At 72.1% G+C, this 15,443-nt stretch carries 14 protein-coding genes; 10 read left to right on the forward strand and 4 right to left on the reverse strand.

Translation table 11 applies throughout. The features are described from left to right. Positions 1 to 6: 6 nt before the first annotated feature. Positions 7 to 633, reverse strand: a complete 627-nt coding sequence (locus ACFW6B_RS10075) for a TetR/AcrR family transcriptional regulator (RefSeq protein WP_386593990.1) — start codon at positions 631 to 633, stop codon at positions 7 to 9. Between the two features lie 125 nt (positions 634 to 758). Here ACFW6B_RS10075 and ACFW6B_RS10080 point away from each other — a divergent pair, with 125 nt between their 5' ends. Beyond that, positions 759 to 1,955 carry a TetR/AcrR family transcriptional regulator gene (locus ACFW6B_RS10080; RefSeq protein ID WP_386593992.1) on the forward strand — a complete coding sequence of 399 codons (1,197 nt, stop codon included), beginning with the start codon at positions 759 to 761 and terminating at the stop codon, positions 1,953 to 1,955. Positions 1,956 to 2,020: 65 nt separating this feature from the next. Here ACFW6B_RS10080 and ACFW6B_RS10085 read toward each other — a convergent pair whose 3' ends face one another. Continuing rightward, positions 2,021 to 3,220: an oxygenase MpaB family protein gene (locus ACFW6B_RS10085; protein ID WP_386593994.1), complete on the reverse strand. Its 1,200-nt coding sequence runs from the start codon at positions 3,218 to 3,220 to the stop codon at positions 2,021 to 2,023. A 187-nt stretch (positions 3,221 to 3,407) separates the two neighbouring features. Between ACFW6B_RS10085 and ACFW6B_RS10090 the strand changes: the two genes are divergently transcribed. Further along, a complete protein-coding gene (locus ACFW6B_RS10090) occupies positions 3,408 to 5,360 on the forward strand; it encodes an SMI1/KNR4 family protein (protein ID WP_386593996.1) in 1,953 nt (650 codons plus the stop codon). Between the two features lie 51 nt (positions 5,361 to 5,411). On the opposite strand, the gene ACFW6B_RS10095 is transcribed toward ACFW6B_RS10090, so the two are convergent. Then, positions 5,412 to 7,112, reverse strand: a complete 1,701-nt coding sequence (locus tag ACFW6B_RS10095) for a subtype B tannase (RefSeq protein WP_386593998.1) — start codon at positions 7,110 to 7,112, stop codon at positions 5,412 to 5,414. Positions 7,113 to 7,516: 404 nt separating this feature from the next. On the opposite strand from ACFW6B_RS10095, the gene ACFW6B_RS10100 reads away from it, so the two are divergent. The 8 genes from ACFW6B_RS10100 (at position 7,517) to ACFW6B_RS10135 (ending at position 14,880) form a co-directional block, all read left to right on the forward strand. Further along, entirely contained in the window at positions 7,517 to 8,599 is a 1,083-nt protein-coding gene (locus ACFW6B_RS10100) for a hydrogenase expression protein HypE (RefSeq protein WP_386594000.1), read from the forward strand. A gap of 50 nt (positions 8,600 to 8,649) precedes the next feature. Beyond that, positions 8,650 to 10,431 (forward strand): nickel-dependent hydrogenase large subunit, encoded by a 1,782-nt coding sequence (locus tag ACFW6B_RS10105; protein WP_386594002.1) that lies wholly within the window; start codon positions 8,650 to 8,652, stop codon positions 10,429 to 10,431. Positions 10,432 to 10,530: 99 nt separating this feature from the next. Further along, complete coding sequence (locus ACFW6B_RS10110; protein ID WP_386594004.1) at positions 10,531 to 11,442, forward strand: NifU family protein; 912 nt, start codon at positions 10,531 to 10,533, stop codon at positions 11,440 to 11,442. Then, on the forward strand, positions 11,439 to 12,104 hold the full coding sequence (locus ACFW6B_RS10115; protein ID WP_386594006.1) for a DUF5947 family protein: 666 nt from the start codon (positions 11,439 to 11,441) through the stop codon (positions 12,102 to 12,104). Before ACFW6B_RS10110 ends, ACFW6B_RS10115 begins: the two co-directional genes overlap by 4 nt. After that, positions 12,101 to 12,742: a DUF6084 family protein gene (locus ACFW6B_RS10120; protein ID WP_386594008.1), complete on the forward strand. Its 642-nt coding sequence runs from the start codon at positions 12,101 to 12,103 to the stop codon at positions 12,740 to 12,742. Before ACFW6B_RS10115 ends, ACFW6B_RS10120 begins: the two co-directional genes overlap by 4 nt. A 1-nt stretch (position 12,743) precedes the next feature. Then, positions 12,744 to 14,195 carry a hypothetical protein gene (locus ACFW6B_RS10125; RefSeq protein WP_386594010.1) on the forward strand — a complete coding sequence of 484 codons (1,452 nt, stop codon included), beginning with the start codon at positions 12,744 to 12,746 and terminating at the stop codon, positions 14,193 to 14,195. Further along, positions 14,192 to 14,758 (forward strand): hydrogenase maturation protease, encoded by a 567-nt coding sequence (locus ACFW6B_RS10130; RefSeq protein WP_386594012.1) that lies wholly within the window; start codon positions 14,192 to 14,194, stop codon positions 14,756 to 14,758. Before ACFW6B_RS10125 ends, ACFW6B_RS10130 begins: the two co-directional genes overlap by 4 nt. 5 nt (positions 14,759 to 14,763) lie before the next feature. Continuing rightward, complete coding sequence (locus tag ACFW6B_RS10135) at positions 14,764 to 14,880, forward strand: DUF6893 family small protein (RefSeq protein ID WP_386594014.1); 117 nt, start codon at positions 14,764 to 14,766, stop codon at positions 14,878 to 14,880. Here the strand turns inward: ACFW6B_RS10135 and ACFW6B_RS10140 are convergent. Continuing rightward, positions 14,856 to 15,365: a helix-turn-helix transcriptional regulator gene (locus ACFW6B_RS10140; protein WP_386594016.1), complete on the reverse strand. Its 510-nt coding sequence runs from the start codon at positions 15,363 to 15,365 to the stop codon at positions 14,856 to 14,858. The genes ACFW6B_RS10135 and ACFW6B_RS10140 overlap by 25 nt on opposite strands. Positions 15,366 to 15,443 lie beyond the last annotated feature (78 nt).

Here is a 15,443-nt window from a genome sequence, read left to right on the forward strand (position 1 = left end):
GGCCGCTCAGGCGTCCAGCAGCGGGGCCAGGTACCGGCGGGCGAAGGCCCGCGCCTGGTCCTCGTCCTCCATCTCGATGCAGCCGGCCGGGTTGAGCAGGAAGGACACGGCGACCCGGACCATCAGCTCGGCGACCGGACGCGGGTCGTCGCCGGGACGGTCCTCGGCCTGCTGCGCGCGGAGCAGATGGGCCGTCAGGTACTCGACCGTCGCGGAGAGCGACGAGCTGCCCTGCACGGTCAGATAGGGCAGCACCACCTCGGGTTCGAGGCGCAGGAGGCCCCCGAAGAGCGGATGGGCGCGGGTGTGGCGCAGGGCGACGACGAAGCCCTCGACGACCCGCTCCTTCATGGTGGGCAGCGCCGCCACCGCCGAGTCCAGCCGCTGGAAGAACCGGCCGAGCTCGCGCAGCAGGGTGTCCTCGACCAGTTTGTCCTTGGTCTGGAAGCGCCGGTAGACGGTGACCCGGGAGACGCCGGCCCGCTTGGCGACATCGTCCACGGAGGAGCGGCGCAGCCCCAGGAGGGTGAACTGTTCCAGCGCCGCGTCGAGGATCCGGCGCTCCGTACGGTCCTCCGGCTCCGGCCGGTCGAGGGCCCGGGCGAGCAACGCGTCGTTCGTGTCAGCTCTCATGGTGCTCCACACGATACCGGCCGGCCATTCCGTGAGAGTCTCTGATACGCCGGACATGTCTTTGTAACACACCCTATGGTCCGAGGAAGCCGGGCCTTCTGACGGCGTGTGATTGACTGACCGGCATGGCTCCCGCCTCCCCGTCCGCCCGTCCGTCCGCGACCGCGGGACCGGTCGCGGCGACCCGGCCCCGCAACCGCAAGCGGCTCATCGTCGAGGCGGCCGGGCGGGTCTTCAGCGAGCGCGGCTACCACAACGCGTCCATGGAGGAGGTCGCCGCCGGCGTGGGCATCACGGCGGCCGCCCTGTACCGGCACTTCCCCAACAAGTACGCGCTGTTCGCCGAGTGCGCCCACGTCATGGTGGACGGACTGGTCGCCGCCCTCGACGAGGTGCCGGCCGAGGCGTCACTGGCGGAGGTGCTCACCGCCGTCACCCGGGTCACCGTCGCCCATCGCGCGTCGGGCGGTGTGTACCGGTGGGAGGCCCGCTACCTGGACCGCGAGGACCGCCGGCGTCTCGCGGTGAAGTTCGGCCGCCTCGTCGGGCGGGTCGAGGAGGCCGCGCAGCGCGAGCATCCACTGCCCGGCCGGCGGTTGCGGGCCACGGCGGCTCTCGGGGCGATCGGGTCCGTCACGATGCACCACACCTCCATCGCCCAGCGCCGGGCCGAGGAACTGCTGCTGGCGTCCGCGCTGCGCGTGGCCGCGACGGATCCGGAGGCGGGCACGCCCGGCGCGCACCCCGTCGAGCCGCCCGCCCGGCCGGTGCCGCGCACACGGCGCGCTGAGATACTGGCGGCCTCCGTCCCGCTGTTCGCCCGGAACGGCTTCGCCAACGTGACGAACGGACAGATCGCGGAGGCGGTGGGGCTGACCCCGTCGGCGCTCTACCGCCACTACCCCGGAAAGATCGACATCCTGGCGGCCGCGTGCCTCCAGGCGGCGGGGCTGCTGGCCCAGGGGGTGGAACGGAGTCTGCGCGGGGTGGCCGGGCCGCGCGAGGCCGTCGTGGCGCTGGCGGCGACGTACGTGGCCTACAGCTTCGAGTGCACGGAGCTCAACAGCGTCGCCGAGGCCGAGCTCGCGGGCCTGCCGGCCGGCCTGCGGCGGCCGCTGGTCCTCGCGCAGCGGGACCACATCGCCGTCTGGGAGCAGCAGTTGCGGCTGGCCCGGCCGGAGCTGGACCCGCGCCAGGCCCGGGTGCTGGTGCACGCGGGCTTCGGCGTGGTGGTCGAGGCCGGGCGCAGACTGCGCTGGCGGGACACCCCGGCCCATCGCGAGGCCGCCACCGCCCTGGCCGTGGGGGCCTTGGGGCTCTGACCGGTCCCCCGTCTCCGCCCGCCCCCGGACCGTGGGGCGGGTACGGGCGGGACCGGACCGACGGTTCAGGCGGCCCTGTTCGCGGTGGGGATCGTGATGGGGGTGGTGGTCCCGGAGCCGCCCTTGTTGAGGAACAGCATGGCCAGGGCGCGTATGAACTGGTCGACCATGTAGAAGGTGCCGGGCATGACGGGCGACAGCCCTTCGCGGAACAGGACGTACGCGGGCCACGCGGTGCGGATCAGGGCCGCCGCCGCGTAGTCGCGCGGCAGTCCCAGCCAGTCGCCGACCTGGTCGCTGAGGACGTAGCGCACGAACTCGTTCAGGAACCCCCGCGTGACGCCGAGGTCGATCTGCGCGGTCAGGCCGAGCAGTTCCCCGGCCAGGGCGATGCCCTCGGTCGACGGGGTGAGGATCGGGGTGAGCACCTGCGCCGACTGCGCCTCGGCGGCCGCCCAGGTCCGGGGGATGTGCTCGTCCGGCACCCCGAGCAGGTGGACGGCGACCTGCCACGAGTGCAGGAACGCCTCCTGGTCCGCGGCCGGGAAGGGGATCTTCCAGTCGAGCAGCTTCCTGTGCACGTAGGTGCCGAGGCTGTGGAAGGTGACCAGGATGTCGGCGGCGCTGATCGGGACGGTCTCGTCGGCGACCGCGCGCCAGTGCGGCGACCGCGGCAGCAGGTGGCGCACCGCGGCGTGCACCACGCGCGTCTTGTTGGCGGTGACGACGAACTGTCCCGTCGGCTCGAAGGCTCCCAGCTGGGACAGGTCGTAGCCGAAGGTGAACGTCTTGGCCGCGCGGTCCTGCATGTCGGCGCCGCCCGCGGACCAGTAGACGCTCTTGGCCTCGCGCGGGATCACGGTGCTCATGATGCCGCTGCCGAGGCCGTACAGCATGAAGAGGTACGTGTCCCTGCGCCGGTTGAAGTCGGCGGCGCGGGCCAGCTTGACGGGGTCGGCCCAGGCGGGCAGCACGTTGACCTGCCGCAGGTAGGCGGTGAACTCGGCCGGCACGCCGCTGGGCAGCGGGTCGTCGTTGTTCACCCACGACGCCCACGCCGCGTTGATCGCCGGCACGTGTCCGCCGTCGAGCATCGAGGCCATCAGGGGGTCGGCGGCGCCGTCCCAGATCCACTCGGGACCGGCCGCCGCGGCGGCTCCGGTCGCCGAGCCCGTCGAGGCCCACGCACGGACAGGGTTCGCGACGCCCACGAGACCGAGTGCGACACCGAGCGACAGGGCCTTTCTCCTGCTGAGGTTTTCCATTGACTTAACCTGCTTCCCTGAAGGTCAGATCATTCCAAGTACGTTGTGAAACTTGCCAGTTGCACGATCGATTCATGGAGCACCTTGTAGCAGGGATGTGATTTCCGATTAACATAGCGAGGCGTGGCGGGGTCGGCAATGGTGGTGACCGAAGGCGTTGTCGGTGGCGGGTGACAGCATCGGGTCCATGAGCGGATCCACGGCATTCGACTGGCGGTCCTTCCTGCTCAAGTGGAGCGGGGAGTGGGCGGATTCACTGCCCGACGACGAGACGCGGAGCGAGGACGAGGAGAGCGCCCGGCAGGCACGGTGGCTGGGGTTCCCGCCCGCGTCCGAGGAGCGCGTCGCCGCCATGGAGGAGCGTCTGGGCCGGCGGATGCCCCCGTCTTACCGGGAGTTCCTCGAGGTCACCGACGGCTGGCGGCACGCGGGCGGGTTCGTGTGGCTGCTGGCCGGGACCCAGGACGCCGACTGGCACGACGACGCGTCGGGGCTCGGGGAATCGTTCGAGGAGCATCTGGACGAGGACGCCGGGCCCGAGGAGCGCCGGGAGGCGGGCATCTGGCGACGCGGACTGCAGCTCGACGTGGAGTCCGACGCCACCTACGTGCTCATGGATCCCGAGGACGTGGACGAGGACGGCGAGTGGGCCGTGTACACGTGGGCGAGCTGGCGGGCCGCGCCGCCCGAACGGCACGCGAGCTTCCTCGAGTTCATGCGGGAGATGCACCGGGAGTTCCACTGCCTGCGGGCGCGGCCGGGTGAGGGCGAGCCGGAGTTCGTCAACGACACGACGCGCGAGCAGGACGCCCGGGTCGAGGAGGCCCGGCGGGAAGCGCTGTGCGGCGGCTGGGAGCGGGCCGTGGCGAGGCTGGACGAGGCCAGGGGTTACGGCAGGCCACGTGCCGCAGGTCTGGGCGACCAGATACGGCGTCTGCTCGGCAGGACCTCCATGGTGTATTTCGAGGACCTGGTGACGGGCCATCGGTACGCGCCCGACCTGCTGCCGCCCCTGGTCGCCGAACACGCGGCGCACCCGCACTGGGACGACTCCACGCTGAAGTTCCATCTGCGGGGCGCCGACGACGACTTGGTGTCACTCGCCCACGCGACGCTGGATCGGGTGAGGAGCGGAACCTACCGCTACGCACCGGCCGGACCGTTCGGGGAGGCGGTCGAGCGGGCGCGGGAGCTGGCGCGGTGGGGAGACACCGACGGGGCGTGGCGGACGCTCAGGGACGCGGTGCCCCTGTGGGAGCCGCTGGGGCCGGACCATCTGGCACCGCTGGGATGGGTGGCCGATCCCGTGCTCGGGCCGCTGCTGACTCCGGAGCGGGGCCGGGAACTGCTGTCCACACCGAGGGGCGGGCGGACCGGCGAGGCACCGGGACCGACGCCCGGCCTCGACCCGGGCGGCCTGGCGTGGCTCGCGGAGCCGCACCAGGGCGGCGGCCGCGCGTCCTGCCGGTTCGTCCTGGTGGAGGGCGTGGAGCCGTGGGAACTGCCCGACCGCCTCGCCGACGAGGGCGCCGCGCGGCTCGACGGACCCATGACCCTCCGGGAGGCGCGCGGCGGATCGCCGCGCGGGAAGAGGGAGTTCTCCTCCTACGACGACAGGGCCCTGGTGGCGGTCGGCCGGGCCGGAAACGGCTGGAGCTTCGCCTACGACGGCGACCCGGCCCCCTTCGACCGGCGGCGGTTCGTCTCCCCCGCGGCGGGCGCCGGCGCGGGGACCCGCGCGGTGGTGGTGTGGAGCGGTCTGAGAACGGGGCGAAGCGAGTCGTTCTTCCACCTCTCGGTGGCGCGGGACGGTGCCGAGCAGTACGCGTTCACGTACGCGGACGGAGAGGTCCGGCGGACCGGGGAGATACCGGAGGCGCTGGACCCGGACCGGTTCTTCGGCGGCCCGGAGGACGACGCCGGGGCGGAACGGCCGCTGCTCGAGGCGGTGGCCCGGGAGTTCGGCGTCCGTCTGCCGCGGCACGCGATCCGGCGCGGGCGGCTGCACACGTTCACCACCCGCTCGTGGACCCGGCCTCCCGCGGACGGAGAGGGATACATGACGATCCGCTGGGAGGCGATGACTCCGGACCCGGCGGACGGCGAACCGGCGGGAGCCGGCGGATCGGGGGCCGGGTAGCGGGCCGCCGGGCCAGGGCTCCGGCCGGTACCGCCCGGAGCCCCGGTGCGGCTAGTGCGAGCCGTGGTGGCCGGTGGTGAGCGGGTCGCCGGCCCTGCGGACCACCTCGGCGATCCAGGCCATGGCCTCCGGCACGTCGTAGTTGCCGGCGTGCGGCTGGTTCCAGGCGAGCCGGTAGTCGACGTCCTCGACCTGCTCGTCCGCCTTCAGCGCCCGGTCCAGGTTGATCGAGACGATGAACGAGGTGTCCCGGTCGCGCGTGCCGTTGCGGACGTACCAGTGGGGCGCGGTGTCGGCGCTCGTGCCGACGAAGTCCATCGGGTCGATCAGGTGGATCTGGTCGTCGAGGGTCGTGCTCCTCCTGCCGGTGTACTGGTCCCAGGTCAGCCCGGTGTCGTCGGTGCCGCTGCCGTCACCGGCGACGTCGTTGTGGTTCCAGCTCCACTCGGTGTAGTTCATGTACGTCCGGGTGTACGGGCCGAAGAGGTTGGTCTCCGTCCGGCTGGTGGTGTTCCCGTGCACGCCCACGGCGTCGAAGGCGGGCGTCGTCTTCAGCCTGGCCTGGGTGGCGACGAACGCGAGGTACTTCGCCATGTCGACCGACAGCACCTTGTCCGCCGCGTTGTCGACGTCGATCCAGTCGTTCACGTACGACTTCGTGGTGGACCCGCCGGGCCCGCCCGAGGTGATGTCGAAGGTGGCCCCGAGCGCCGGAACGGTGTTGGCCGGGTCGGCCGACATGTAGGTCTCCGCGGAACGGACGACCTCGCTCCTGATGGTGTCGAGCATGTTGTCCGCGGTGAGCCTGGATCCGTCGGGGTTGCGGAGCTTGAGGCCCTTCTCGTACGCGGGGAACCCGGCCGCGATCCCGGCCGCGTCGCCGGGAGTGGCGTTGGAACCGGTCGCGTCGCGGGTGCCGAGGACGTTGTAGAGCCATTCGTAGGCGGCGTCGGCGTTGCCGAGGTCGGTGATCGGGCAGTACGCGTTGACCGCGAACACGTCGTCGCGCAGGGTGCTGCGGCCCCTGGGGCCGATGCCGGCCGCGCCGATCGCGGCGAGGTGGGGGTCGTACTCGGCGCTGTTGCCCGCGGCGCCCAGGATCGAGGACAGGGCGCCGCCGCCGCTGGTGCCGTTGACGACGATCCGCTCGGCGCTGCCGGGCATGGCGGCGTCGTTGAGGCGCAAGTAGCGGACCGCGGCCTTGGCGTCGACCACGGCGGCGGGTGCCTTGCCCGGCGAGGAGCCGTCGGCGCCGATCAGCCCGCGGCTGCGGCTGGCGACGTCCACGAAGACGAACCCGGCCTTCAGCGCCGCGCCGACGTTGCTCGTCGCGCTGTTGTAGGACGAGCCGTCGGTGACACTCGCTCTGAGGTAACTGGCCATCCAGCCGCCGTTGTTCACCGCGAAGTAGACCGGCGCGCGCTGGTCGCCGAAGGCGCTCTCGGGCACGAAGACGTTCATGCTCTCGTAGCCGCAGCGGGTGTCGGCGATCGTGGTGGAACCGTTGACGCCGGTCTGCTGCGCGGCCGCGGCGACCGGGTCGGCGACGTAGCAGAGCTCCTTGTAGGCGCGGACCTCGACCGGCTGCCCGTCGACCGTGACGGTGAGCGTCGTGTAGGCGCCGGCGTCGAAGGCCAGGGCGGCGTCCTCGGGATCCACGACATGGACGTGCGAGGCGTTCCGCCCCTGGGCGGCGACCGCGGACGAGGGCACCGCGAGCGCCGTCAGGGCGAGGGAGCCCGCTATCGCCATGCTCCTCGCTCGGCCCCCGCGGCCGGGAGCACGCCTTTCCCCTCCACCCGCCGGGCGGGTGGAGGCCGCTCGACCGGAGGATTCCGAGAGCCATTGCATGGGGTCTCCTCTTGTTGCGTAGCAAGTGATCCACTGACAAGCGATCCACTGACACCTCGGGCCCAAGGCGTCACGCACGCTACAAGATTGTTAACAAAATACCCAGCAATTCTGCGAACATTTTGCGCCGTCCTGCCGCGCCGCCGCCCCGTACGCGCGCCGCCACCGCCCCGTACGCGCGTCGCCCGAGAGTGCGCCGTGGCGATAGGGCCCGTTCGCACTTACCGCCGCCGCTCCCGGGCGGCAACCATGGAAAAGGCCGCCCGGCCAGCTACGACCCGAATGAGCTGATCCCAGGAGGGCTCATGGACGCCCCGACCGCGACGACGGCGGGCCCGGCCGCGCAGGAGGACGCGCAGGAGGACCCGACCGTCCACATTCTCTGGATCAACGCGGGGCTGAGCTGCGACGGGGATTCGGTCTCGCTGACCGCCGCGACCCAGCCGAGCATCGAGGAACTGGCGCTCGGCGCCCTGCCGGGACTGCCCAAGGTGGCGGTGCACTGGCCCCTGATCGACTTCGAGTGCGGGCCCGTGGAGGGCGCCGACACGTTCATCGAATGGTTCTTCAAGGCCGACCGGGGCGAGCTGGAGCCCTTCGTGCTGGTCGTCGAGGGGTCGGTTCCGAACGAGCGGGTCAAGCCCGAGGGCTACTGGTGCGGCTTCGGGGACGATCCCGAGACCGGCCAGCCGGTCACCACCAGCGAGTGGTTGGACCGGCTCGCCCCCAAGGCGCTCGCCGTGGTCGCCATCGGCACCTGCGCGACGTACGGCGGTATCCACGCGATGGCCGGCAATCCGACCGGCGCGATGGGCGTGCCGGACTACCTGGGCTGGGAGTGGAAGTCCAAGGCGGGCATCCCGATCGTCTGCGTACCGGGCTGCCCCGTGCACCCGGACAACGCCTCCGAGACGTTTCTCTACCTGCTGTACCAGGCGGCGGGCGCGGCACCGATGATCCCGCTGGACGAGGAGCTGCGGCCGACCTGGCTCTACGGCGCCACGGTGCACGAGGGCTGCGACCGGGCCGGCTACTACGAGCAGGGGCAGTTCGCCACCGAGTACGGGTCTCCCGAGTGCCTGGTCAAACTCGGCTGCTGGGGCCCGGTGGTCAAGTGCAACGTGCCCAAGCGCGGCTGGATCAACGGCGTGGGCGGCTGCCCGAACGTCGGCGGGATCTGCATCGCCTGCACCATGCCGGGCTTCCCCGACAAGTTCATGCCGTTCATGGACGAGCCGCCGGGCGGCCACGTGTCCACGACGGCGAGCGGGATCTACGGATCCGTCATCCGGCGCCTGCGGAGCATCACCGCGAAGACCGTCGACAAGGAACCGAAGTGGCGCGGCCGGGGCGAGGAGCTCACGACCGGCTACAAGGCGCCGTGGTGACCACGGCCACCCGCTGAGCAGGACACTCGACAGGAAGGCGGCGCGGCACCATGGCGACGGCGACGAACAGGCCGGCCGGTGACGGCCTCACGGAGATGTCGTGGGACCCGATCACCCGCATCGTGGGCAGTCTCGGCATCCACACGAAGATCGACTTCAAGGCGAAGCGGGTCGCGGAGTGCTACAGCACCTCGTCCGTCTTCCGCGGCTACAGCGTGTTCATGCGCGGCAAGGACCCGCGCGACGCGCACTTCATCACCAGCCGGATCTGCGGCATCTGCGGCGACAACCACGCCACCTGCTCGGTCTACGCCCAGAACATGGCCTACGGCGTGGCTCCCCCGCACCTCGGCGAGTGGATCATCAACCTCGGCGAGGCCGCGGAGTACATGTTCGACCACAACATCTTCCAGGAGAACCTGGTCGGCGTGGACTACTGCGAGCGGATGGTCCGCGAGACCAACCCCGGCGTGCTCGAACAGGCCGAGCGCACCGAGGCCCCGCACGCGGCCGACCACGGCTACCGCACCATCGCCGACATCATGCGCTCGCTGAACCCGCTGGAGGGCGAGTTCTACCGCGAGGCGCTCCAGGTCAGCCGCTACACACGGGAGATGTTCTGTCTGATGGAGGGCCGCCACGTGCACCCCTCCACGCTCTACCCGGGCGGTGTCGGCACGGTCGCGACCGTCCAGCTCTTCACCGACTACCTGACCCGGCTCACCCGCTACGTGGAGTTCATGAAGCGGGTCGTCCCGCTCCACGACGACCTCTTCGACTTCTTCTACGAGGCGCTGCCCGGGTACGAGGACGTGGGCAGGCGCCGGGTGCTGCTGGGCTGCTGGGGCGCCCTGAACGACCCGGAGTACTGCGACTTCCAGTACGCGAACATGGAGAACTGGGGCCGGCGGATGTTCGTCACCCCGGGTGTCGTCGTGGACGGCAAGCTGGTCACCAACAGCCTCGTCGACATCAACCTCGGCATCCGCATCCTGCTCGGCAGTTCGTACTACGAGGACTGGTCGGGCATGGAGAAGTTCGTCGAACGCGACCCGCTCGGCAACCCGATCGACGAGCGGCACCCGTGGAACCAGCACACCATCCCGGCGCCGCAGAAGCGGGACTTCGACGACAAGTACAGCTGGGTCATGTCGCCGCGCTGGTTCGACGGCACCGACCACCTGGCGCTGGACACCGGTGGCGGCCCGATCGCCCGGCTGTGGTCCACGGCCCTGTCCGGACTCGTCGACATCGGCTACGTCAAGGCCACCGGGCACAGCGTGCAGATCAACCTGCCGCGCACGATGACCAAGCCCGAGATGGCACTGGAGTGGAAGATCCCGCAGTGGAGCAACGCCATCGAACGCAACCGGGCCCGCACCTACTTCCAGGCGTACTCCGCCGCGGCCGCCCTCCACTTCGCCGAACGGGCGATGGAGGAGGTGCGCGCCGGACGCACCCAGACCTGGGAGAAGTTCGACGTGCCGGACGAGTCGATCGGCTGCGGTTTCACCGAGGCGGTCCGGGGTGTGCTGTCCCACCACATGGTGATCAGGGACGGCAAGATCGCCAACTACCACCCGTACCCGCCGACACCGTGGAACGGCAGCGTGCGGGACAGCTACGGCACACCGGGCCCGTACGAGGACGCGGTGCAGAACACCCCCATCTTCGAGGAGAACCCGCCCGAGAACTTCAAGGGCATCGACATCATGCGGGCCGTCCGCAGCTTCGACCCGTGCCTGCCGTGCGGTGTGCACATGTACGTCGGCGGCGGGCGGACCGTGGAGGAGACGCACATGCCGACGGGGCTGAGCGGACTGGCCGTCTGACCCTCCCGGGATCCGGCGTCCACCGCGATCCGACGTTCATCGCGATCCGACCTCCTCGCGATGCGACCTTCCTCAGGAGCCTCAGAGAAGGGCTTGCCGATGGCCGGACAGGAGACGGGCGAGCGGATGGGTGCGCTGCTCGACGAGCTGGCGCGACGGGCGGGACCGGAGGCGCGCGACGTCGCGGACGAACTGGTGCGCTGCCTCATGGAGTTCTACGGCGAGGGCCTGGCCCGGGCCGTACGCCTGCTGCGCTCGGCCCCGGACGGCGCGGACCCCCTCGCCGTCCTCACCGCCGACGAACTCGTCGGCGATCTGCTGATCCTGCACGATCTGCACCCCGAGGACACCGCGACCAGAGTGGACCGGGCCCTCGACAAGGTCCGCCCCTACCTCGGCTCGCACGCGGGCGACGTCGAGGTGGCCGGGCTCGACCTGGAGACACCGGCCGGTCCGACGCTCCGGCTGAGGCTGCGCGGCAGCTGCGACGGCTGTCCGTCCTCGACCCAGACCGTGCGCTGGACCATCGAGGAGGCGGTCGCCCGGATCGCCCCCGAGATCGGGCACATCGAGGTCGAGGGCGTGGCCGCCGAGAGCCCGGAACCGGCGCTGCTGCAGATCCTGCCGCACCGCCCCGACGACGCTCCGGGTACCGCGCCGCCGTCCGGACCGGCGGGCGAGGCGGCACGTTGGTACGAACTGGGACAGCGATCCCTGCCGGTTGACGACGGCGCCACCCGGATCACCGAGGTCGCGGGCCGCACCCTGCTGCTGGTCCGGCTGCCAGGGCACCTGTACGCCTACCGCGACCCGTGCCCCCTGTGCTCGGCGGGACTCGCTCCGGCGCTCCTGGACGGCGAACTGCTGCGGTGCGCGGGCTGCGGCGCCGCGTTCGACGTGCGCAGGGCGGGCCGGGGCGAGGAGGGCCACCTGGATCCCGTACCGCTGCTGGAGGAGGACGGGTCGGTACGGGTGGCGCTGCCCGGCGAGCTGCTGGGGGCGGGGCCGTGACCACCGACATCCTCAGGCAGTTCACCCGCAGGCCGCCGCCGAAGGGCGAGCGCTGCGACCTGTGCGGGGAGCCGCTGCCGGCCGGGCACCGGCACCTCGTCGACACCTCCCGGCGCTCCCTCAAGTGCTCCTGCCCGCCCTGCCATCTGCTCTTCACCCGGCCGGGCGCGGGACAGGGCCGTTTCCGCGCGGTCCCCGACCGGTACCTCTCCGATCCCGGGTTCGTCCTGGACGAGGCCGACTGGAACCGGCTGCAGATCCCCGTCGCGCTCGCCTTCTTCTTCCGCAACTCCGGGCTCGGCCGGCTCGCGGCCTTCTATCCGAGCCCGGCGGGCGCCACCGAGAGCGAACTCGACCCGGCGACCTGGGACGCGGTGCTCGGCCGCAGCCGGCTGGCGGGGCTGCTGGAACCCGACGTGGAGGCGCTGCTGCTGCACCGCGGCCGGGGCGGCGCGGTGACCTGCACGCTCGTCCCCGTCGACGTCTGCTACGAACTGGTCGGGCGGATGCGGCTGCACTGGAAGGGCTTCGACGGCGGCAGCGAGGCGCGCGCGGACATCGCGGAGTTCCTGGAACGGATCACGGCGGCCGCCCGGCCCCTGGAGAGCTCCGAGGACGTGCAGAACTCCGGGGGGCTGGAGAACTCCGGGGGCGCCCCGTGACCGATCTCCGGTTCACCTGCACCGGTGTGCGCCCCGAACCGTACGGAGCCGGGCCCACGCTGCTGTTCGGGCTGCGCATCGAGGAGGCGGACCACCGGCCGGTGCACGCCGTCGCGCTGCGCTGCCAGATCCGCATCGAACCCGCCGGACGGTCGTACGAGCCGGAGGAGGTCGGCATGCTGGGCGACCTGTTCGGTGAGCCGAGCCGCTGGAGCAGCACGCTCAAGCCGCTCCAGTTCGCCCACGCCTCCATCACGGTCCCGGGGTTCACCGGCGCGACGGAGGTCGACCTCCCGGTGCCCTGCACCTACGACACCGAGGTCGCGTCCGCGTCGTACTTCCGGGCTCTGACCCGCGGCGAGGTCCCGCTGCTCCTGCTGTTCTCCGGCACGGTGTTCACCGGCCGCGACGGCTTCCGGGCCGAGCCGGTGCCCTGGCACAAGGAGACGTCGTACCGGATGCCGGTGGACGTGTGGCGGAACCTGATCGAGGAGTACTTCCCCAACGCGGGCTGGCTGCGCGTCCGGCTGGACGTGCTGGACGCGCTGCGCCGCTACCGGTCCGAGCGCGCCCTGTCGTCCTGGGAGCGGGTCTTCGACGAACTCCTCGCCACCGCCGACGCGAAGGGGGCCGACTGAGATGGGCAATCCGCTGGAGGACCGCTTCGAGCGGGCCCGCGCGGTGGCGGACGCCGTGCTGTTCGAGGGATACGTCCTCTACCCCTATCGTGCCTCGGCCGCGAAGAACCAGCTGCGCTGGCAGTTCGGCGTCCTGGTGCCGCCCGCCTGGACCGCCGCGACCGGAGAACACTCCGTCCAGCGCACCGAGTGCCTCCTCGAACCCCGCAAGGGCGACCGGCTCCACGCCGAACTGCGCTTCCTGCACGTGCGGCGGCGCACGGTCGAACGGCTGGGCGCCGACGGCGGATACACGGAGGTTCCCGAACTCGACCTGCCCGACCGGGTGCTGGTGCCCTGGGACGAGGGACACGAGGAACGCGTCCTGATCCACGAGTCCCTGGACGAACTGACGGGCGACCAGGCGGCCGTCCACGCCGTACGGTTCGACCTCCCCGACTCCGTGGAGTACGAGCCGGTGACCGACGCCGAGGGCCGGACGCTGGGCCGTCTCGTGCGGCGCAGAAAGCGGCTGACGGGCGAACTGCGCCCGCGCGTCGAGGAGTTGCCGGGACCTTACCGGGTGCTGCGGCTCACGGTGGGCGTGCACAACACCACCCCCGTCCCGGAGCACACCGCGGCCGACCGCGAGACCGCACTCGCCCGCAGTCTGATCGGCACCCATCTGCTGCTCGGCGTTCCCGGCGGGCGGTTCCTGTCGCTGACGGACCCGCCGGAGTGGGCCCGTCCGGCGGCGGCGAGCTGCCGGAACGAGCGCACCTGGCCCGTGCTCGCGGGCCCGCCCGGCGCGGACGACGTCGTGCTGTCCTCGCCGATCATCCTGGAGGACCACCCCGCCGTCGCCGAGGAGAGCCCGGGACCCCTCTACGACGCCACCGAGATCGACGAGATCCTCTCGCTGCGCACGGCCGCGCTCACCGACCGGGAGAAACGCGAGGCCCGCGGCACGGACGCGCGCGCCGCCGACGTCATCGACCTGGTGGACGCCATGCCGGGCGCGGTCCGCGAACGGCTGCACGGGGCGATCCGCGGGCTGCGCGAGATCACCGGCGACGGCACGGAGGGCGGCACGGGGGGCGAACCGCTTCCCGCCGCTCCCGGCACCGGGCCGGTGCTGCCCCAGGGCCCGGGGCATCCCTGGTGGGACCCGGTGCAGGACGCCGAGGCCGCCGAGGTGCCCGACGTCGTCGTCATCGACGGCGAGACGGTGGGAGCCGGCAGCAGGGTCAGACTCACCCCCGGCGCCCGGCGCTCCGACGCCCAGGACGCCTTCCTGCGCGGCAGGCACGCCACGGTCGAGGCGGTGGTGGGCGACCTGGACGGCGAGACGCACCTCGCCGTCGTCGTGGACGACGACCCCGGCGGCGACGTACGCCGGGCCCAGGGCCGCTTCCTCTACTTCAGGCCCGACGAGGTGGCGCCGCTGGGGGAGCGGGAGGAGGAGGCGACATGACCGGACCCTCACCCGCACCCGCCGGCCCGCCCGCCCCGCCCGAAGGGCACGGGACCGGCCGGATCCTCGTCGCCGGGGTCGGCAACGTGTTCCTCCGGGACGACGGCTTCGGGGTGGAGACCGTACGGCGGCTCGCCGCCCGCGGACCCGAACTGCCGCCCGGCGTCGAGCTGATGGACGTCGGCATCCGCGGGGTGCACCTCGCCTACCGGCTGCTGGAGGGCTACCGGACGCTCGTCCTGGTGGACGTCGTCGGCCGCGGGGGTCCGCCGGGCACGCTGTACACGATCGACGTCGGCCCCGGCCCCCCGGCGGCACGCACCGGCCCGGGCCCGCTGGACACGCACGCCATGGACCCCGCCACCGTGCTGGCGCTGCTGCACGATCTGCACGCCGGCGCGGGCGGCACCCTCCCCGAGGGGGTGTACGTCATCGGCTGCGAACCCCGCGACACCGGCGAGGGCATGGGCCTGACTCCCCCGGTGGCCGGTGCCGTGGACGCCGCCGCCGACCTGGTGCTCGACCTCGTACGACGCGCCACCTCCGTACCGCAGAGGAGCTGACCACGATGGACGCAAGGATGGAATGGCAATGGGCCGGCCTGGCCGCGGGCCTCGTACTGGCCTACGGAGTCGCGCGGAACCTGCCGGACATCCGCCGCTACTTGCGCATGCGGCGGATGTGATCCGGCGGACGCTCGTGACCGGGCGGGTGCGCGTGGTCGGGCGGGTGCGCGTGGTCGGGCGGGTGCGCGTGGTCGGGCGGCCGTGCGCGGTCCGGCGGACCCGCTCCGGCGCGCGGGCTCCCGCCGTCGTGCCCCGCGCGGCCACCGACGTCCTCGAGCTGCACGTACCGCTCCAGGAAGAGGTGCAAGGTGCCGTGGAGGTCGCCCAGGCGCACGAACCACAGGGCGAGGTTCATGGCGCCCTGCTGGGTGATCGCGTAGACACGGCGCGCCGGGCCGCTCTCCGAGGCGCGCCAGTGCGAGGTGACCGCGCCCCTGCTCTCCATGCCCCGCAGCAACCGGTACACGTGCGCGTGGTCCGCGTCTTCGCAGCCGAAGGCGCCCAGGCGCTGCACCAGTTCATAGCCATGGCCTTGGCGTTCGGCCAGCAGCAGGAGCAGCACCGGGGTGAGCAGAGCGCGTCGCTCGACCTCTTGCCCGGTCATCGTGATCTCAGGGTAACCAGCCGTGCGCGGGCCGCACGTCCGGGCGCCGCCGCGCCGCACGGCGGCCGGTCGAGGGGA

Source organism: Streptomyces sp. NPDC058751 (genome assembly GCF_042746485.1).
GTDB lineage: Bacteria > Actinomycetota > Actinomycetes > Streptomycetales > Streptomycetaceae > Streptomyces.